This is a genomic window from Sporosarcina sp. SAFN-015 (assembly GCF_059415085.1).
The window spans coordinates 493,512-512,381 of record NZ_JBPFDR010000002.1; the positions used below are offsets into that span (position 1 = coordinate 493,512).

An 18,870-nucleotide genomic window follows, 5' to 3' on the forward strand; every position below is an offset into this window, starting at 1 on the left:
AGGAAGCATATGTGCGCTTCTTCGGCATTTTTTATTTTTCGTGTAGCAGTTCATAAGTTTCCATAATGAAATCTTTATAAGGCGTGCGTGGCATATTGGACACATTCTTCACGGCAATTTCAATTGAACGGTGAGCTTCCGCTTTTTCCCCTAATTCTAAATGGCAAAGCGCGGCATATGCATCTTTTTCGAAAAAGATGGATAGATCGAATGGATGGTGGATATAGTCTGCAATCACCACTTTTTCAAAGCATGAAAGTGCCTCTTCATATCTTTTTATTCCATACAGTGCCTTTCCTTTTTCCACATAAGCATAGGCAGTGTATGAATTGGAGAGGTGGAGTTCATCGTAATAAGCGTCTAAAAGATGCGATGCCTCCTGATATGCTTTCTTGTAGGAAGTTAAATAATGGACACTCGCAAATTTAGTAAAAAGAACCGAATCTTCATCATCCGCAAACTCCCCATAGAGTAACAATTTTCGCTCGTAATACTCCATCGATTTTGTGTCTCTATTCATCATCGCATGAAAGGTCGCCAAGCGGTAAAGATGATCAATCCGATAAAAGACCTGTTTTTCCTTTGAGAATTCAACCCCTTCATTCATGACTCGAATTGCATCTTCCGAGTTACCAACTGCATAGTGCAGAACTGCTTCCAAATAATCAAAATCGAGACGTGTCAGGGGATCGATAAATCCATTTCTCGCTTCGATTTCGAATCGCTTTTCCAACAAAATTGAAAGGGCACTATTATAATCATGTTCATTGAACTTTACCATCGCAGGAAAAATTCCGACAGTTGCAAGGTGGCGCGTAATATTCAATTTATCGTAAATGTCCGCAGCTTTTTCTAAATACGCCATCCAACCGTCTTCTTTTTCATAATAAAGAGCGCGGCCGTAGATGTCATATAGTCTCGCAGCCTCGTAGCTTTGTGTCAATTTCTCAATATACGGCTCTATTAAAGCGAGAACCTGCTCATGTTCATCCGTTAGTTCATCAAAATCCACCCTTAAAAGTTGCTCAGCAGTTTTCAAAACATCCCGCAATTCCTGTGGATTCGTTTCTTCTAATAGCTCGGACGTTTCAACACCAAGCCGCTCAGCGATATACGATAGACTCTCCATCGAGGGATTCGCTTTATTATTCTCAATTAAACTGAGCATTCCTTTTGTCAGCTGCTCTCCCGCCAGTGCTTCCAATGTTAATTTTCGTTGTTTACGCAGCTTCCTAATACGTTCTCCTAATGTATTCAGCAGGAACACCTCCAATTATGTTTTGTATTTATATGAAAAACACATGTGTCTATCATTGTTTAATGATGAATGAGAACTCTTTGGTCGTAAATGAGAACTCATACACCAATAATGATTCATTTATCCCCGTTACACTTCACAAACAACCGTCATATTATAACTCTGTGAGTATTGTTTAATTATATTAAACTTTTGCTTGAAATGGAAGAGGGAGCATGATATTATTTGTTTAACTAAATTAAACTTATTGAATGGAGTGACTATTTTGAGTGAAGTGATAAAATTAAAGAGGGCGACGTATCATCTGTGGACGTTTACTATCAGTAAGCTGATTTCGTCATTCGGCGCGCAAGTGTATGCGTTTGCCATAAGTTTTTACATTTTACAACTGACAGGATCTGCAACCAGCTTTGCGACGAATCTGATTTGCAGCATTTTGCCGCGTACACTCATGGCGCCGTTTGCCGGTTATGTCGCGGATCGATATTCGAGGAAGACAATCGTCATAACTGCGCAGATTGCAACGACTTTAGCGATTGGCGGCCTTCTTACGGTCAGTCTTACTTTAGGGATTTCACTTCTCGCAATTTATGCAACTACAGCTGTTTTGGCTATCACTTCCACTTTTTCTGGTGTGACATTCAGTTCATCGATAACAGGACTGGTTGATGAAGCACGTATTCAAAAGGCGATGTCACTAAATCAAATGTCAATCTCCTTTGCTGCAATCGGCAGTCCGGCAATTGCTGGAGTGCTATATGGCACAGTCCCAATGCCTGTGTTCCTTATTATTTACATGACAGCTTCAATGATTGCAGTCCTTCTTGAATCTACGATGAATTTTAAGCTGTTTGCAAAAAGGAAAGAAGTCGTAGAAGGGGCGCCGAAAGAATCGATGCTGCAAAGTATGAAAGCAGGTTTTTCCTACTTGAAACTTCAGCCTGTGCTCATGGCAATCATTTGGATTTCGCTGTTTATCAACTTCTTATTCGGTGCATTCATGGTTGGCCACTCTTTCATCCTCATCGAAAAGTTGAAAATGGCACCGGAGCATTTTGGTCTAATTGATGGAGCATTAGCCGTTGGGATGTTGCTCATGTCGCTGTACTTATCAATGCGAAAAGAAGTGAAATTCCCTCTTTTAGTTGGAAAGCGAGGCATCATCGGAATGGCTTTTCTTATGAGCGGAGTAGCATTACCGCTTATCATTTCCCTGCCATATTCATTGATGTTCGCCTATTATGCAACGCTTTTGTTCGGTTTCGGATTGACTCAAATAATTGTCAATACACCATTGATGGTTATGATGCAAAAGACGATCGACGACGATTACAAAGGTCGTGTCTTTTCCATTCTCGAAACGATGGCAATGGCACTGATGCCTCTAGGAATGGTTTTATACGGGTTTCTGTACGATGTATTACCGGCACCGTGGATCCTGATTGTCTCTAGTCTGTTACTAATCGGGGTTGTCCTCGTATTGGCTAGGCCATCTGTTGTACGAATGGCGCATCCGGAATTAGATAAAACCAACATTGTAAAACCTGAAATTGTGCAAGAACAATAGAATGGGGGCAAAAGGAATGGAAAAGATCTTTAAGGAAATTGTGGATATTATGCATAACGATTATGCGGGTTGTCAGGATAAGCAAGGTTGTGACAGACCGGAGCATTTCCTCCGAATGATTAAAGGGAATGACCAGCTAACGAAAAAGGAATTCAAGGGGATTGTTGAAGATTACTTGTTAGATTTCAACGATCAACATATTCATTTCGTTATGGAAAGTGAAGGAAGTGAAACGCTGAAAAATCGTGGTTTCAAAGTACGCCGCTATGAAGAACGACTTTACGTTACGGAAGTGGATTCGGAGGAGCGTCTTCGGCCAGGAATGAGTTTTGTTTCGTTGGGGGGTAAAAGCATCCCTGAATTGAAAGAGCTGCATCATGCACGGTTGAATGAAAACCATCCAGAGCGGGAAAATTGGACGCCTTTACTGATGCTATACCCAGAAGGTGAAGTGGCAGACGAGAGTGGAAAGCGGACATTCACATTCGGCTCCTATGATAAAAAAACCTATGTTCCAACGTACACCGTAGAGAAAAGAGATGACGTGGTTTTCATTACGATGACCGACTTTGCAAACCCGGACGCCATTGTGGAAATGGTCGAGGGCAATAAAGAGCTCCTTGAAACTATGGATAAATGGATTATCGATGTACGCGTGAACTATGGGGGATCTGATTCCAGCATTTATCCATTACTGCCTTATTTGATGCCTGAAGAGGGCGTGGAACTTGCGGATTCTACTGGCGATAAAATGCTGTTCAATTGCACGGAAGCAAGTGCGGATCGTGTATTGCCTGAATTAAAAGAAATGCTCGAGGGAATAGATGATGAGCAAGCACGTCACGTACTGTCTGTTTTTAAGCGTGAATGGGAGCGCAACAGAGGAAAAGGCTTCGTCGAATTTAATTTTGGCGACATGGTCAGTGATACTTTCCTTATTGGAACGAAACACCCCTCGCAAATCATCGTATTGACGGATGTTTATTGTGGTAGTTCAGGAGATTCATTCGTGGAACTCGTGAAGAAATCTAATAAAGTGACGGTTATGGGCAGAGCGACGATGGGACTGAATGATTACGCAAACTTGGTGAGCATGAAGTGGGATGAAGGGTTTGAGCTAATGTACCCGTCATCGAGGCTTTCTCGAATTGATAAAGGGGAAGGGATGACTGGCATTGGCATCACACCGCATATCCACATCCCTTGGTCACCTGATCATATTGAAGTGGACGTTGACGTAAAGAAGGCCTTTGAGCTCTTATTACGAAACAATGCAGTGATAAATTGACGGTACTTCTTTGTAATGGTTAGGCATTTTGCATGATGGAATGAAACTATTTTCAAAATGTGCCGTATATTTATATGTTTAATTAACAGAAAAGTAGGAACAGGGGGAAGATTATGCTGAACAAAGCGCTTATTGAAGATGTGTTGCAAGCTGCACTTGAAACGGGCGGCGATTTCTCGGAAGTGTTTGTTGAGGATCGGTACACAAACCATATGGTCCTTCAAAATTCCCGATTGGAGAAGAATTTATCCGGACGCGATTTTGGCGTTGGGATTCGTGTATTTCATGGGCTGCAAAGCGTCTATGCTTACACGAATGATTTCTCAAGGGATGGACTTTTGAAAGCAGCTCGTACAGCTGCGAAAGCTATCCAAGGGAAAGAAGATGGAAAAACGACAATTATCCCGCTCCTTAAGGAAACGGCTCCGTTGCTCCATCCGATAAAAATCATGCCAACTGAAGCAGCGAAATCGCAAAAACTTGCTGTTATGCGAAATGCGAATGATATTATCAGAAACTACGATCCGGAAATCGTGCAAGCAATCATTAACTTGATTGACGAGGAGCAAAACGTGCTCATTGCCAATTCTGAAGGAAAGTTTGTGGAGGATCAACGCGTAAGAAGCCGAATGTCTATGGTATCGATCGCTTCAAATGGAGCGGATATGCAGACAGGTTTTTATGGTCCTGGCGCGTATCAAGGTTTTGAGTTTATTGAAAACCTTGATCTTAACCATTATGCGAAGGAATCTGCTCGGATTGCCAAAACGATGCTCCATGCTGATCCGGCTCCTAGCGGGAAGTTTCCTGTCATTATCGACAATGAATTCGGCGGCGTCATTTTCCATGAGGCTTGCGGCCATAGTCTTGAAGCGACATCAGTAGCAAAAAATGCTTCTGTTTTTGCGAATAAATTGGGCGAGAAAGTAGCGTCAGACCTTGTTACATACATTGACGACGGGACGCTAGAAAACGAATGGGGCTCACTCAATATTGATGATGAAGGGGAAAAATCCCGTAAAAATGTACTCATTGAGGACGGCATTTTGAAGGGATACATGATCGATAAGTTGAACGGCAGGCGGATGGGAATGGAGTCTACAGGCTCCAGCCGCAGGCAGTCGTACAGATTCGCTCCGACATCCCGGATGACGAATACGTATATCGCTCCTGGAAAATCCACTCCTGAAGAGATTATTGCGGATACAGAATTCGGCATTTACGCAAAATACATGGGTGGTGGTTCCGTCAATCCTGGAACCGGAGATTTCAACTTTGCCATCAATGAAGCGTACTTGGTCAAGAATGGCAAAATCGAGAAGCCGATCCGAGGAGCTACTTTGATCGGAAATGGAGCGAAAACAATTTTGAATATCGATCGCGTTGGCAATAATTTAGGCCACGGCGCAGGAATGTGCGGCGCATCCAGTGGCAGTTTGCCAGTGAACGTCGGGCAGCCGATGGTACGTGTCAGTGAAATTACAGTCGGTGGAAAGGAGGCGTAACAAATGAGCGTTGAACAATTGAAAGAGCGGCTGTTTGCTGAAGGTGAGAAATTGGGGTTTACCGATCTAGAACTATATTATGAGAAAAAAGAAAGTCTTACGATTGGTTTATATGAAGGTGAAGTGGATAAATACGACTTCTCCGATGTTCAAGGGGCATCTATCAGGGGGATGCATAATGGGAAAACCGGTTACGCCTTTACTGAAAAATTTGATGAGGATTCGGTTGCATTCTTGCTGAAGAATGCAGTAGAAAATGCGGAACTGATCGAAAATGAACCGGAAGAGTTATTTACGCAAAAAGCCGAGTATGAAGAAATCCAGTTTTACAGTCCAGAATTGGATACCGTTAAGCCGGAAGATATGATTCTATTTTTGCAGAAAGTGGAGAAGAAAATTCTATCATCTGATCCGCGGGTAAAGAAGGTCACTACATCCCAAATGCAGAACCAGAAATTTGAAAAAGGCCTTTTCCACGATAAAGGGTTGGAGCTTAAGGAAGCGAATAACTTTTTACTATTTTATGTATCCATTCTCGTGCAGGAAAAAGACGAATTGAAATCTGGATTTGTTTTTAGAATCAGTAAAGATTTTAATGAACTGGATATAGACGAAATCGTAAAAGAGGTCGTGGAACAAGGTGTTAGCATGTTAGGGGAAAGGAATTATCCTAATAAAAATTACCCTGTAGTATTGAAAAACGAGGCAGCTGCTTCTCTTTTGTCGACATTCACATCCTCTTTCTCGGCCGAAGCTGTACAAGATAACCGATCCCGCCTGAAAGGCAAAGTAGGCGAGAAGATTGCGGCGGCTCATGTGAATCTGATTGATAACCCATTTCTGCCCGCGGGGATTCAAAGTGCGACATTCGATTCTGAAGGAGTTCCGACGCGAAAGCTTAACATTGTGGAGGAGGGGAACTTACAAACCTACTTCCATAACTTGAAGACTGCGAAAAAAGATGGAGTGGAGACGACAGGTCATGCATATCGCAGTTCCTATAAGGGTTCTGTCGAAGTGAGCCCGTCTAATTTCTATATTGAACCTGCCTATCAAACGTATGAGCAGCTTTACGCAGGGTTTGAGGAAGGTATTGTCATTACTGATTTAGCTGGGTTGCATTCCGGTGCAGACCCGATTTCAGGTGACTTTTCATTGGCAGCAAACGGATATTTTGTAAAGGACGGCAAAATAGTCGGGCCGACGAAGCAAATGACTGTAGCGGGGAACTTCTTTGAAGTACTCCAAGACATTGAGGGTATTGGCAGTGACCTAGTCTTCTCGCCGATGAGCTTTAGCGGGTACATCGGTTCTCCATCGTTGAAAATTAAGGGTTTGGCGGTTACAGTGGATTAACAAATGATTGGAAGTAAATAAGACAGGGCACGGCATATTGCACGATAAATATGTTGTGTCTCTTTTTTTGCTACCGAGTTTTATACGCCTCAAGACTTAGCTTAAATTATATCTCAGGTCCATTACCGTGAATTCGCCTTTGCTGTACAATGAATTCAGTAATTATGTGAATTGTTAGGATGTGAGAATATGAAAAAAAGATGGCTTTTTTGGTGGGTTGCTAACGCTTTTTGGATTGTCGTTTTAGCAGTAGGTTCAGCTTTTGTTTGGCTGAGGGAAGTTGATGGTGCAGGTGTTATTCAGACGCCTGAAGCAAAATTAGTAGCATTTATAGTTTTATTAATCGCATTTATAATTCCGGTTATACTTCAAGTTGTATGGCTAATTGTTAATCTTGTAATCACTAGTAATAAAAAAATAGAATATCATAATGAATTATCGAGTTAAAGTATCATGCGTATTCTGAGAGTAAGAATCGACTTTTGCAAATGGGGACGCGAAAAAGTGAATAGTCAAGGGCATGCCATATTGTTTGTAACCAACAAGGAATGCCCTTAACTTTATGTCTACTTCAATTACGCTGAACGCAATGTCTTCGAAGATTTGCGATACATGAAAATGAAGACAATCGAAATGACAGCAAGTGCTGCGGAAATATAGTAGATTTCGCCTGTCATCCTTGTGAATAGCCATGTGAATAAAAGTGGTCCGATGATGCGTCCCATATTGTCCATCGAATACGTCATACCTGCAGCTGTCCCATATTTGCCGCCAGATTCCTTCGAAGTCAATGAAACAAGTACCGTACGGGCGAGTGCGTTCCCTGCCGTAAAGACGCTGAGCGCAACACCCGCCCAGAAAAGGCTCCCTGTGAAAGGAATCAAAATAAGTCCAACAGCCGTAACGATTTGGCCGCCTAAAATCCACTTCGTCTCCGAACCATTTTTTACCCGGCGGACGACTCCGCCTTGAATAGCCGCATCAACAAATCCGCTTGCCATGAATAAATAACCGACTTGCTGCGGTGTGATTTCAATCGCAGATATTTGGAACAATTGGAATGTCGATTCGATTCCTGCCAAGATCAATGTCACCATGAAGGAAAGCAAGAATAAGTTCCGGATCCTGTATTGCCAGAGCATAGCACCGCCTTTCGGTAACAATGCGCGCTTATTGGCCTCGCCGAGACGTTCCGGCTCTTTCAATATCGCGCCAGCATAGATGACCAATAACAGGGTCAGAATGCCGGACCCGATGAACGGTAGTTGCAAACTGTAATGACCTAGTACGCCTCCGATTGCTGGTCCGAAAATGAACCCGAGCCCGATTGACATACCGAGCAAGCCCATATACTTATTCCGATTTTCCTCCGTCGTCATATCTCCGACAAATCCGGTAACTGCCGTATACAATGCCCCAGAGAAAATCCCTCCAACAACACGTGAAAGATACATCATCGTAAGACTCTCAGTGAAGAACCCGAATAGGAAGAAGCTTAAGCTAAAGCCGATAAGTCCGACGATGATCAGTTTTTTACGTCCTGTGCGATCGGATAATGAACCCCAAAGCGGGGCAGTGAAGAACGATGCGAGAGAATAAACCGTCAACAATCCTCCGACATGTATTTCAGACAGATTTTGTTGCACGATCACTTCTGGCAAAATGGGAATGATAATGCCGAATCCGAGATATACAAAAAATTGTACAGACATAAGTAGTAGAATTGATTTTTTCATAAATGAACCCGCTTTCAATTGACATCAATATGACTATTTTACTCTGCCTTTCACATAGTGACAAAGGAAAAGGCATTGCGTGCGAATAAATCATCTCCTGCTCACTCATTTTTGTCTCGCCTGTTGCATAAAAGAGAAAGTCGGCCGGAAAGCAGCGTATAGACGTTAATCATTTCAATCGCAAGCTTTTATTTTTAGTTCTTGTATAAAGCATTTACAAAAGGCGAACAATTTGTAACATAATTGAAAGATTTAAAAGTGGACAGGAGTGGTATGATGTGTATAGATGAAAATTGGTATGAATTTCATATCAATGATGAAACTTTCCAATGCGAAGATACGTCAACAACATATAGAAAGGTCGAGGTGGAAAAGATGGCGAAAGAAAAAGTTGATTTGAAAAAAATCATCACCAACTTGGCGAAGTTGGGTGTTTCGGCAACAGCAACGAAATCCCGTATGGAAATGCTGAAAGCCCTCGCGCCACCTTCAAATGACCCACAAATTCAGTCATAACAAAAACCTCCCGCATGCGGGAGGTTTTTTTCGCTTTGCGGTATTGTCCAGCTCTGGGCGCCCTCCGCTTTTCTTACTGTCCAGCTCCAACGACCAGGTCCTCGGGTCATAAGCCGGATCGGCTGTGCGGCAAAAAGCGCCGCTTCGCCAATCCGTCTTATACCTTTCGGACCTAACCGGTCGTTTCCGCTTTTCTTATTGTCCAGCTCCAACTACCAGGTCCTCGGGTCATAAGCCGGATCGGCTGTGCGGCAAAAAGCGCCGCTTCGCCAATCCGTCTTATGCTTTTCGGACCTAACCGGTCGTTTCCGCTTTTCTATTCATCGTCATCCGAACTAAACATATACGTCCGATGATGGAACTTCATGCTGAAGACGAGGCCGATTGCGAGCATGTTGCCCATTAATGAACTGCCCCCGTAACTGATAAATGGCAATGGAATACCTGTTATTGGCAACAATTGGATCGTCATGCCGATGTTTTCGAACACGTGGAATGTGATCATTGCGATGATGCCTGCGCAAATGTATGTGCTGAATGGATCCTTAAGTTCAAGCGTGATTTTCGTCATATGATAGATCAGGAAGAAGTAAAGGCAAATAACGACACTCGCGCCGATGAATCCCCAATCTTCCCCGATGGTGCTGAAAATGAAATCGGTATGGCTCTCGGCCACATAAACTTCACGCCCTTGAAACCCTTTCCCGAATATTTCTCCCGACCCGATGGCATTCAGTGATGTGATGAGATGTCGCCCTTCATTCGACGCATACGAATAAGGATCGAGCCATGAGTAAATTCGTTCAAGCTGATACGGCTTAACGCCGAGTTTCGCCAAGAAGTCTTGAGCGTACAACGCCATCCACAGAAGTGTTCCCCCCAAGGCGGCAGTGCCGATGAAAATCGGAAGGATAATCCGCCAAGTGATGCCCGCGACGATGATTAAAGCAGTCGTAATGGCGATGAAGACGAGACCGGTACCCAAGTCAGGCTGAAGCATGATGAATAGAAATGGAATGCTGAAAACTGCAAAGATTTTACCGAGCAGCAGAAAGTCTGTCTGCAACGTCTTTTCCAAGTAGCGTTCATGGTGTTTCGTAATCGTGCGTGCCATCCCTATGATAAAGAACGTTTTCATAAATTCGGCTGGCTGAATGCTACCGATGCCGAATGGAAGGTGGAACCAGCTTTTTGCTCCGTTTCTGCGAGCGACAAGATCCAAGCTATCAGGCAAAATGTAAAGTGCAACTAAGAGGAATACCCCGCCTCCATAAATGATCCAGGCGGCTTTCTTATACTGTTCTGGCTCCAAATACATTGTAATTGCGATGATAATAGAGCCGATGACATACCATTGGATTTGCGACGGGATGAAGTTTATCGGGACGGAGTTTATCTTGTATTGTCCTGTCGTCTGAGCGGATGCGATGGCGATAATGCTGATCGTGAAGAATAAAAGCATAATGAACGCAAGCGGCCAGTCGAACCGGTCTACGGGTTTTTTATCTATATTCATATATTTCACCTTATCAGTTAATTGGTTTGGCATGGAAACCTCATATTATTATAACGGAAAACAGTTTGTTTGTACGGATTTTTCTATAAGTCAATTATTCAAACTACTCATTGCCCGTGCATACATATACAGTGAATGAAACTTTCAATCTATAGTATAGCGTATACCGTGTCCATATTCATGTCCTTCAAAGTGACGTCCCGCCAGGCAGGAAGTTGCCTAGAAACAAAAAGGTCCTTCTGTATCATGATATTTTACGAACGGGCAAGTCGTTTCGTGGTAAACTAAAGGAACGAAATCTAACGGTAAATGAGGGAGATCGATGAAAAAGAAATTGGGTTTAGTGTATGGCGGGAAGTCCGCAGAGCACGAAGTATCCCTATCGACTGCTACGGCGGTAACGAATGCAATTGACTTTGACAAATATGAAGTGATTCCTGTCTATATAACGTATGAAGGTGAATGGAGGAAAGGGGAACCGCTCGCCGCCCCTGCGGAATCGATTGAACAGCTGCGATTAAAGCGTGCTGATGGGAAGCCTGACAGCATCCACGATTTTCTAAACGGCAACGGAACGCCGGACATCATTCTGCCCCTATTGCACGGGACGAATGGGGAAGACGGAACAGTTCAAGGGCTGTTCGAAGTAATGAATATCCCATATGCAGGAAATGGAGTGCTATCTTCTTCTGCGGGTATGGATAAAGTAATTATGAAACAGCTTTTCAACCAAGTTGGGCTGAAGCAAGTTCCTTACGTCTATTTCATCCGAACTCAATGGAAAAAGGACCAAGAGCATTGGGTGAAGAAAATGGAGAAGGAATTGACGTTCCCGATGTTCGTAAAGCCGGCAAACTTAGGTTCAAGCGTCGGCATTAGCAAGGCGACTGATCGGGAAAGCCTTATTGCCGCAGTTGAATTCGCATTGAAATTCGACCGGAAAATTATCGTCGAGCAAGGTGTCACTGCGCGTGAAATCGAGGTTGCCATCCTAGGTAATGATGATCCGAAGTGCTCTGTCCTCGGAGAGATCAAACCGGTAGCGGCATTTTATGATTACGAAGCGAAATACCAAGACGGCAATACGGAGCTGCTCATCCCTGCTCCGGTAACCGACGAAGTGGAAACGACATTGAAGGATATGGCGATCCGGGCATTCAAAGTGCTTGATTGCGCTGGACTAGTGCGCGCGGACTTCTTCGTGACAGACCAGGATGAAGTGCTTATCAATGAGATCAATACGATGCCTGGCTTCACACCGACAAGCATGTTCCCGTTGCTCTGGCAAAACACAGGAACGTCTTACCCGGAATTGATTGATAAGCTGATTGAACTTGCACTTGAACGGCATGAAGAAAAGAAACAGATACAATATACAATGGATTGAGTGTGATAAAGAATGAGACGTTTATTGACTGAATTGGCGGGTTGGCTACAGGCTGAAGGGCAACAGATGGACGAAGTCGTTGTAACTGGTGTGTCGTTCGATACGCGCACATTGAAGGAAGGCGACCTGTTCATCCCGTTCCGCGGCGAACAGGTGAATGGCCACCAATTCGTCCGACAAGCGATTGAAAAAGGGGCGTCAGCGTCCCTTTGGATGAAAGATGAACCGAACGCACCTGCAGATATCCCGCTTATTTTCATCGATGATCCGGAACTCGCGCTGCAGCAGCTTGCACGCGCCTATCGGGATCAACTCGCATGTAAATTCATCGGCATTACCGGTTCGAACGGCAAGACGTCGACGAAGGATTTAGTTGCTAGCGTCCTATCGCCTTATTTCAATGTGCGAAAGACGGAAGGCAATTTTAATAATGAATTAGGATTGCCGTTGACTATCCTTTCATTGGATGAAAATACGGAAGTCGCTGTCCTTGAAATGGGGATGAGCGACTTTAACGAAATTTCGTTCCTCTCATATTTGGCGAAGCCACACTACGCTGTCATTACGAATATCGGTGAAGCGCATATGCAAAATCTCGGATCGCGTGAAGGGATCGCCAAAGCTAAATTCGAAATCATTGATGGCCTTCAGGACGATGGCGCTCTTATCTATGATGGCGACGAACCGTTATTAAATACGCTAGTTGCTGATCATCCGGAGCTGAGAGCGATTTCTTTCGGATACGGAGAACACGTGCGTCTTTCTCTCGATTCAACAGAATCGGGGGATGAAGGAAGCCGTTTTGCCGTCAAAGGAATTATCGATAGCCAATTTACAATACCGGTTTTTGGATCCCATCAAGTGAAAAATTCGCTCGCTGCGATTTTGATTGCGCATGAACTCGGTCTTAGCAATGAACAGATTGACACGGCACTTCGTCAGTCAAAGCTTACGGATATGAGAATGCAGCCGGTCGTCGCGCAAAACGGAGCGCTTTTCATTAATGACGCATACAATGCGGCGCCGACATCCATGCAAGCGGCCCTTTCATTCTTGAAAGAAACGAAGCTTCGTTCTAAAAAATGGGCTGTTTTGGGAGATATGCTCGAACTTGGCGAAAATGAACGGCATTACCACGAATCGATTGCCGGACAGCTAGGCACAATACATGCAAACGGAATTCTTTTATATGGCCCGCGAATGAAGTGGCTTTATGAAGAGCTTAAGAAAAATGGGAATGAAACAAAAGTCATCTGGTCGGAGAACGACTACGATCCATTGATTGCGGAGCTCCTTTCATCCATTGACAAGGACACAATCGTCTTGCTGAAAGGGTCAAGGGGAATGGCGCTGGAAACAATTATGGATGGCGTGCTGCAAGCATGAAAACAGGCGTGTTGTTCCTCCATGGCTTTACAGGAGGGACGTTTGAAGTCCGCCCTTTCATTCAGTATGTGGAGGAAAGGACGGACTGGATCACTTCTATCCCGATCTTGCCGGGACACGACTTTCCTATCGATTTACGCAAAGTATCGGCGGAATCGTGGATGATGGAAGCGGAGCTCGCCCTCAACCGGTTACGGAAGGAAGTTGACCATATCATCATTGTCGGCTTCTCGATGGGCGGCATCATCGCCCTGTACTTGGCATTGCGGTACAAAGTCGATAAGCTCGTACTGCTTAGTGCGGCAGCGAAGTATATTAGTCCCCGCATACTGCTGGAGGATGCAGCCATTATGCTTGCCGAATCCGTAACGAAAAAGTATCCGCCGAACACGTTTTATCATTTGTATGACTACAAGTTGCGGAATACACCGCTTCATGCCGCAAAGGAATTTGTGCGGGTCGTCAAAATGGTGGAACCGTATTACGGTAAGATCACAACGCCGGTTTGCGTTGTACAAGGAAAGAAGGACGGCATCGTTCCTTTTTCTACAGCGGAGCATCTATTGCGTTCTCTCGGTTCGGAGCAGAAGCAGCTCATCATCTCCGAAAACGGGAAACATCATATTTGCTATAGTGATGACTGCCATGAATGGTACACAAAAGTATATGAATTCATGAAGAAAGACTTATACGAATTCTGATTATTACTTTTAAGGCGGATTGATTGCGGATGACCGTCAAGCGTGATAAACTACTATAAGTATTGGATACATTTACACGAGACTCTTCCGGTGGCGAAGAGTACTTTTTTTTGAATAAAACGGTTTACAGTCTCTCGAAGCACTACACTGGAGACTAACCCGATCGGCAAAGACCAGCTTTCCTTTCACAATGCCTCTGAAATTTATGAAGTTCAGCCATTTGAACTTTTGCCCACTCCAGAGAAAACAAAATATCGGAAACGTTCCCATAGAAGTTTAAGGCTCGAATTTGCCGTGCTTTCATTTGCAAATGTAACCAATTGCTAAATGAAGAAACTAAAGGAGATTGAGAAGTTTGACGAAATTTTCAGAACTAAATATTAGCGAATCCACACAAAACGCTCTACAGCGCATGGGATTTGAAGAAGCGACACCGATCCAAGAAGGCACAATCACATTCGGCATGGAAGGCCGCGATGTAATCGGTCAGGCACAGACAGGTACAGGTAAGACTGCTGCTTTCGGTATTCCGATCATCGAAAAAATCGATGTGAACAATCCTGCAGTACAAGCACTAGTCATTGCACCAACACGTGAATTAGCGATCCAAGTGTCCGAAGAAATCTATAAAATCGGATACGGCAAACGCGCGCGTGTGTTAACTGTATACGGTGGCCAGGAAATTGGCCGGCAAATTCGAGCTTTACGCAATAATCCACAAATTGTTGTTGGAACTCCGGGACGTATTCTTGACCATATCAACCGTAAAACGTTGAAATTGAACAATGTAAATACGCTTGTCCTTGACGAAGCGGATGAAATGCTTAACATGGGCTTCATCGAAGACATCAATACGATTTTGGCAGCCGTACCGGCAGAACGCCAAACGCTTCTGTTCTCTGCAACAATGCCTCCAGCAATCCGTAAGATTGCGGAAACATTCATGAAAGAGCCGGAAATGGTGAAAATCAAGTCGAAAGAAATGACAGTCGAAAACATTGACCAATTCTTCGTGAAAGCACAAGAAAGAGAAAAATTCGATGTCCTTTCACGTTTGTTGAACGTTCACCAACCTGAACTTGCAATCATCTTCGGACGTACGAAGCGTCGTGTTGATGAGCTTTCACATGCATTAAGTATCCGCGGTTACCTTGCTGAAGGAATCCACGGCGATTTGACGCAAGCAAAGCGTATGTCGGTTCTACGCCAATTTAAAGATAATAAAATCGATATCCTTGTTGCAACAGACGTGGCAGCACGTGGATTGGATATTTCAGGCGTAACGCATGTTTACAACTTCGACATTCCACAAGATCCGGAAAGCTATGTACACCGTATCGGCCGTACAGGTCGTGCAGGCAAAAGCGGTATGGCGATCACATTCGTAACACCGCGTGAGATGGGTTACCTACGTGTCGTTGAAGAAACGACGAAAAAGCGTATGACTCCACTTGAGCCGCCGACAGAAGACGAGGCATTGATCGGACAACAACGTCTTGCGATAGAACAGCTATCGGAGATTGTTGAGAAAAATGAACTCAACGACTATAAGGCACTAGCATCTGAGCTTCTTGAGAAATTCGAAGCGAAGGATATCGTCGCGGCTGCGATTAGATCATTGACGAAAGAACCAGATGACACACCTGTTAAAATTACGGAAGAACGCCCATTGCCATCGCGCAAAACGGGCTCCCGTGATCGTGGCGGCTTTAAAGGAAGCCGTGGCGGAGGACGTTCACACGGTGGCGGACGCGGTTATGGCGGAGGCGGCGGTTCACGTCGTGGAAGCCGAGACGGCGGCGGACGCAGAGATCGTTCAAGAGGCAAATCGGAAAGATAATACACACCCCGGAGAGATGAAACTTCATCCTCCGGGGTTTTTTCTTTTTCGAAATGAAACATTTTTATTATCACTACGTATACAATGGAAGAATAGAAAGAGGTGTTGTGGAAATGAGAGTTCAACCTGCAAACAGGATTTCTCCGAAAGGCTTGAAAGTTTGGCGATTATACGGCTTAATTCAAACAATCATTCTCGCGTTGGTAGCCATTGGCGGCGGCGTGCTCGTATACATATTCGAATGGCCATGGTGGATCTATCCGATTGAAGCTATCGTTCTCGTACTATTCGCCTACTTCATCATCATTTTGTTTCCAAAGGTGAGATGGATGAGATGGCGCTATGAAGTGAGAGAATCTGAAATTGAATTGCAGCACGGCCTTTTCATCGTAAAAAGGACGCTCATCCCGATGGTTCGTGTCCAGCATGTCGACACATCACAAGGTCCGATTTTGCGGAAATATGGATTGGCTGAAATCTCGATATCAACAGCTGCCACAGTCCATACAATCCCAGCGTTGATCATGGAGGAAGCTGATGAACTGCGCGGCAGGATTTCCGTGCTTGCAAGGGTGGCGGAAGATGATGTCTGAACAGCAACGTTATAAACTTCATTGGATCACTGCAATTATCGAAGTGCTGAAAACCATGAAAGAGGCAATCCTGCCGCTCGTTGTTTTAATATTTGCGAATGGATGGAAACGTGGAGGGACAGGGCTATGGTACATTGATTATTTGTCCTTCATCATTTTCGGAGTCTTGATCATCGCGTTGGCCATTGCGGGAATTGTGAAATGGAGACGGTTTGAATATTGGTTTGAGGATGATGAGCTTAGGATCGAGTCAGGTTTATTCGTGAAAAAGAAACGATATATCCCGTTCGACCGAATCCAGAGCCTGGATTACACAGAAGGAATTTTCCATCGGCCGTTCGGGCTTGTGAAAGTGAAAGTGGAAACAGCGGGCAGCTCCTCGGCGAAGCAAGCGGAAGGGGAATTGACGGCGATTACGAAAGAAGCCGCTGAACGTGTCGAAAAGGAAATGGCCGAAGCGAAGAAACGGCAAAGGGAAATGCCGATCACAGAAGGCGAAATGGTGAATCTTATCGAGGAAGAGATACCTATCGAAGAGGTATCGAAGTTACGAAAGATCTTCACGATGACGACAAAGGATTTGTTGGTGCTCGCTACGACTTCTGGCGGTGTTGGAGTGATCTTGTCCGGGGCGGCAATTTTCCTTTCTCAGTTCAGTGATCTCATTCCGTTCGAGTGGATGTTTGAGGAAATTTCCGCATTCATCAAATTCGGTGTGTTAATTGTAGCAATTGCTGTGTTCCTTGGATTGCTCGGTGTATGGATATTATCTGTCGTGATGACATTCCTTTCTCATTTTAATTTTACGATTGAACTGGATAAGGAAGATATTATCATTACGAGAGGGCTGCTAGAGAAGAAGAAAGTAACCGTTCCTTTGAAGAGGATCCAAAGTGTTGTAGTCGTCGAAAATCCTTTCAGGAAGCTATTCGGCTATGCTTCCGTAGCAATCCATAGCGCAGGGGGAAGCATTGGACAAAGTTCGAAAATTAATTTATTCCCGATTGTGAAAAGGAACAAGGTGGAAGCTTATTTGGAGGAGATTTTCCCTGACTTGTGTTTGGAGGAGCCTACGAAAAAGCTGACGGCGAAGGGAAGGCCGTTTTACTATCGCATTGACTTTGTCTGGATGCTACCCGTCATCGGTGCCCTCATATACTTCTTTTTTCCGTACGGTCTGTTTTCGCTCGCAATCATTCCTGTCATCATCGCATACGGCATGTGGCAGCACCGCTCAGCTGCGTATGATATGATCGGGAACCAATTGACGATGCGGTTCAGGGCATTCAGTTTGCAGACGGCCTACATGATGAAAAAACGGGTCCAGTCGATGGAGATGAAACAAAGCTACTTCCATAAACGGAAAGGTGTAGCGACGATTATTGCCAATATTAAATCGGGCATGGGCAGCTATCACGCAACCGTTCAACATATGGAAGTGGAAGAGGCGGAAGAAATTTTGAGCTGGTATGAGAAAGGCAAATCTGTCGAATGAAAAAAGCCTGCGAGCGTTCGCAGGCTTTTAAATATCTAACGCCAACTGATGATCCTCTTCGGATGGAAGTAGCTTAATCCGATGATGAAGCCGACGATCAGGCCGGCGATATGTCCGATGACATTGACGCCAGGCTGAAGGAAGGTCATAATCACGCTAATAACGATGATCGGCAGCATAATTTGACGCAGCTGGGGAAATGCATTTTTCGTATAGTAGACGAGTGCACCAAAAGCGCCGAAAATACCGAATATCGCACCGCTCGCTCCGACATGGGGAATGAGGTCATCTCCGAGGAAGAAGTAGGCGATGTTCGCAAAAATCCCCGACAGCAAGTAGATCGTCAGAAAGCGCGCCTTGCCGGCAATCCGCTCAAGCTCGGGACCGAAGATGAACAGCGAAAACATATTGAACAATAGATGCATGAGACCTGCATGTAAAAACATCGGCGTGACGAGCCGCCACCATTCACCTTCGGAAATCAATGGATTGTACCCGACACCCATATAATACAAATACCGGCTCCCTTGAATCGGTAATCCCGTTACAATGTAAACGAGGATGTTGATTGCTAGCAATGCGGTTACGAACGGATATAAACGGATATATTGGGAGAAGTTTTCTCTTCGAATAAACATCTATTTCACCTGACCTTTGGTTTTTATTATACATAGTTTATGAACGGATAAGAAGTATGAACTACTAGCGAAAATAGTGCGTGAAAGG

Annotated in this window: 16 protein-coding genes; 12 read left to right on the top strand and 4 right to left on the bottom strand. The window is 44.4% G+C overall.

Going from position 1 to position 18,870, the window contains the following annotated elements; translation table 11 throughout:
- Positions 1-31 precede the first annotated feature (31 nt).
- Positions 32-1,204, bottom strand: coding sequence for an XRE family transcriptional regulator (locus ACR65H_RS05595; protein WP_440499171.1), 1,173 nt, complete (start codon positions 1,202-1,204; stop codon positions 32-34).
- 319 nt (positions 1,205-1,523) lie between these two features.
- On the opposite strand from ACR65H_RS05595, the gene ACR65H_RS05600 reads away from it, so the two are divergent.
- The 5 genes from ACR65H_RS05600 (at position 1,524) to ACR65H_RS05620 (ending at position 7,421) form a co-directional block, all read left to right on the top strand.
- On the top strand, positions 1,524-2,825 hold the full coding sequence (locus tag ACR65H_RS05600; RefSeq protein WP_440499172.1) for an MFS transporter: 1,302 nt from the start codon (positions 1,524-1,526) through the stop codon (positions 2,823-2,825).
- 16 nt (positions 2,826-2,841) lie between these two features.
- Entirely contained in the window at positions 2,842-4,113 is a 1,272-nt protein-coding gene (locus ACR65H_RS05605) for a S41 family peptidase (protein WP_440499173.1), read from the top strand.
- A 113-nt stretch (positions 4,114-4,226) separates the two neighbouring features.
- Complete coding sequence (locus ACR65H_RS05610) at positions 4,227-5,618, top strand: TldD/PmbA family protein (protein ID WP_440499174.1); 1,392 nt, start codon at positions 4,227-4,229, stop codon at positions 5,616-5,618.
- A 3-nt stretch (positions 5,619-5,621) separates the two neighbouring features.
- The gene (locus ACR65H_RS05615) at positions 5,622-6,974 is read left to right on the top strand and encodes a TldD/PmbA family protein (protein WP_440499175.1); all 1,353 of its coding nucleotides are present in this window, start codon (positions 5,622-5,624) and stop codon (positions 6,972-6,974) included.
- A 189-nt stretch (positions 6,975-7,163) separates the two neighbouring features.
- Positions 7,164-7,421 (top strand): DUF3923 family protein, encoded by a 258-nt coding sequence (locus ACR65H_RS05620; RefSeq protein ID WP_440499176.1) that lies wholly within the window; start codon positions 7,164-7,166, stop codon positions 7,419-7,421.
- A 128-nt stretch (positions 7,422-7,549) separates the two neighbouring features.
- Here ACR65H_RS05620 and ACR65H_RS05625 read toward each other — a convergent pair whose 3' ends face one another.
- Positions 7,550-8,710 carry an MFS transporter gene (locus ACR65H_RS05625; RefSeq protein WP_440499177.1) on the bottom strand — a complete coding sequence of 387 codons (1,161 nt, stop codon included), beginning with the start codon at positions 8,708-8,710 and terminating at the stop codon, positions 7,550-7,552.
- A gap of 375 nt (positions 8,711-9,085) precedes the next feature.
- On the opposite strand from ACR65H_RS05625, the gene ACR65H_RS05630 reads away from it, so the two are divergent.
- Positions 9,086-9,226, top strand: a complete 141-nt coding sequence (locus ACR65H_RS05630) for an Lmo0850 family protein (protein WP_440499220.1) — start codon at positions 9,086-9,088, stop codon at positions 9,224-9,226.
- A gap of 316 nt (positions 9,227-9,542) precedes the next feature.
- Here the strand turns inward: ACR65H_RS05630 and ACR65H_RS05635 are convergent, their stop codons facing one another.
- Positions 9,543-10,775 (bottom strand): FtsW/RodA/SpoVE family cell cycle protein, encoded by a 1,233-nt coding sequence (locus ACR65H_RS05635; protein WP_440499178.1) that lies wholly within the window; start codon positions 10,773-10,775, stop codon positions 9,543-9,545.
- 289 nt (positions 10,776-11,064) lie between these two features.
- On the opposite strand from ACR65H_RS05635, the gene ACR65H_RS05640 reads away from it, so the two are divergent.
- From ACR65H_RS05640 to ACR65H_RS05665, 6 genes are all read left to right on the top strand, one after another.
- On the top strand, positions 11,065-12,129 hold the full coding sequence (locus ACR65H_RS05640; RefSeq protein ID WP_440499179.1) for a D-alanine--D-alanine ligase: 1,065 nt from the start codon (positions 11,065-11,067) through the stop codon (positions 12,127-12,129).
- Positions 12,130-12,141: 12 nt separating this feature from the next.
- On the top strand, positions 12,142-13,515 hold the full coding sequence (locus tag ACR65H_RS05645) for a UDP-N-acetylmuramoyl-tripeptide--D-alanyl-D-alanine ligase (protein ID WP_440499180.1): 1,374 nt from the start codon (positions 12,142-12,144) through the stop codon (positions 13,513-13,515).
- Entirely contained in the window at positions 13,512-14,216 is a 705-nt protein-coding gene (locus ACR65H_RS05650) for an alpha/beta hydrolase (RefSeq protein ID WP_440499181.1), read from the top strand. Before ACR65H_RS05645 ends, ACR65H_RS05650 begins: the two co-directional genes overlap by 4 nt.
- Before the next feature lie 355 nt (positions 14,217-14,571).
- Positions 14,572-16,056: a degradosome RNA helicase CshA gene (cshA, locus tag ACR65H_RS05655; protein ID WP_440499182.1), complete on the top strand. Its 1,485-nt coding sequence runs from the start codon at positions 14,572-14,574 to the stop codon at positions 16,054-16,056.
- 113 nt (positions 16,057-16,169) lie between these two features.
- On the top strand, positions 16,170-16,649 hold the full coding sequence (locus ACR65H_RS05660) for a PH domain-containing protein (protein ID WP_440499183.1): 480 nt from the start codon (positions 16,170-16,172) through the stop codon (positions 16,647-16,649).
- Complete coding sequence (locus ACR65H_RS05665) at positions 16,639-18,144, top strand: PH domain-containing protein (RefSeq protein ID WP_440499184.1); 1,506 nt, start codon at positions 16,639-16,641, stop codon at positions 18,142-18,144. Before ACR65H_RS05660 ends, ACR65H_RS05665 begins: the two co-directional genes overlap by 11 nt.
- Positions 18,145-18,179: 35 nt before the next feature.
- Here the strand turns inward: ACR65H_RS05665 and ACR65H_RS05670 are convergent, their stop codons facing one another.
- Positions 18,180-18,782, bottom strand: coding sequence for a rhomboid family intramembrane serine protease (locus tag ACR65H_RS05670; protein ID WP_440499185.1), 603 nt, complete (start codon positions 18,780-18,782; stop codon positions 18,180-18,182).
- Positions 18,783-18,870 lie beyond the last annotated feature (88 nt).

Coding starts and splice junctions, on each gene's coding strand:
- ACR65H_RS05605 (WP_440499173.1), top strand. CDS start 2,842: ATGGAAAAGATCTTTAAGGAAATTGTGGATATTATGCATAACGATTAT.
- ACR65H_RS05610 (WP_440499174.1), top strand. CDS start 4,227: ATGCTGAACAAAGCGCTTATTGAAGATGTGTTGCAAGCTGCACTTGAA.
- ACR65H_RS05615 (WP_440499175.1), top strand. CDS start 5,622: ATGAGCGTTGAACAATTGAAAGAGCGGCTGTTTGCTGAAGGTGAGAAA.
- ACR65H_RS05620 (WP_440499176.1), top strand. CDS start 7,164: ATGAAAAAAAGATGGCTTTTTTGGTGGGTTGCTAACGCTTTTTGGATT.
- ACR65H_RS05625 (WP_440499177.1), bottom strand. CDS start 8,710: ATGAAAAAATCAATTCTACTACTTATGTCTGTACAATTTTTTGTATAT.
- ACR65H_RS05630 (WP_440499220.1), top strand. CDS start 9,086: ATGGCGAAAGAAAAAGTTGATTTGAAAAAAATCATCACCAACTTGGCG.
- ACR65H_RS05635 (WP_440499178.1), bottom strand. CDS start 10,775: ATGCCAAACCAATTAACTGATAAGGTGAAATATATGAATATAGATAAA.
- ACR65H_RS05640 (WP_440499179.1), top strand. CDS start 11,065: ATGAAAAAGAAATTGGGTTTAGTGTATGGCGGGAAGTCCGCAGAGCAC.
- ACR65H_RS05645 (WP_440499180.1), top strand. CDS start 12,142: ATGAGACGTTTATTGACTGAATTGGCGGGTTGGCTACAGGCTGAAGGG.
- ACR65H_RS05650 (WP_440499181.1), top strand. CDS start 13,512: ATGAAAACAGGCGTGTTGTTCCTCCATGGCTTTACAGGAGGGACGTTT.
- ACR65H_RS05660 (WP_440499183.1), top strand. CDS start 16,170: ATGAGAGTTCAACCTGCAAACAGGATTTCTCCGAAAGGCTTGAAAGTT.
- ACR65H_RS05665 (WP_440499184.1), top strand. CDS start 16,639: ATGATGTCTGAACAGCAACGTTATAAACTTCATTGGATCACTGCAATT.
- ACR65H_RS05670 (WP_440499185.1), bottom strand. CDS start 18,782: ATGTTTATTCGAAGAGAAAACTTCTCCCAATATATCCGTTTATATCCG.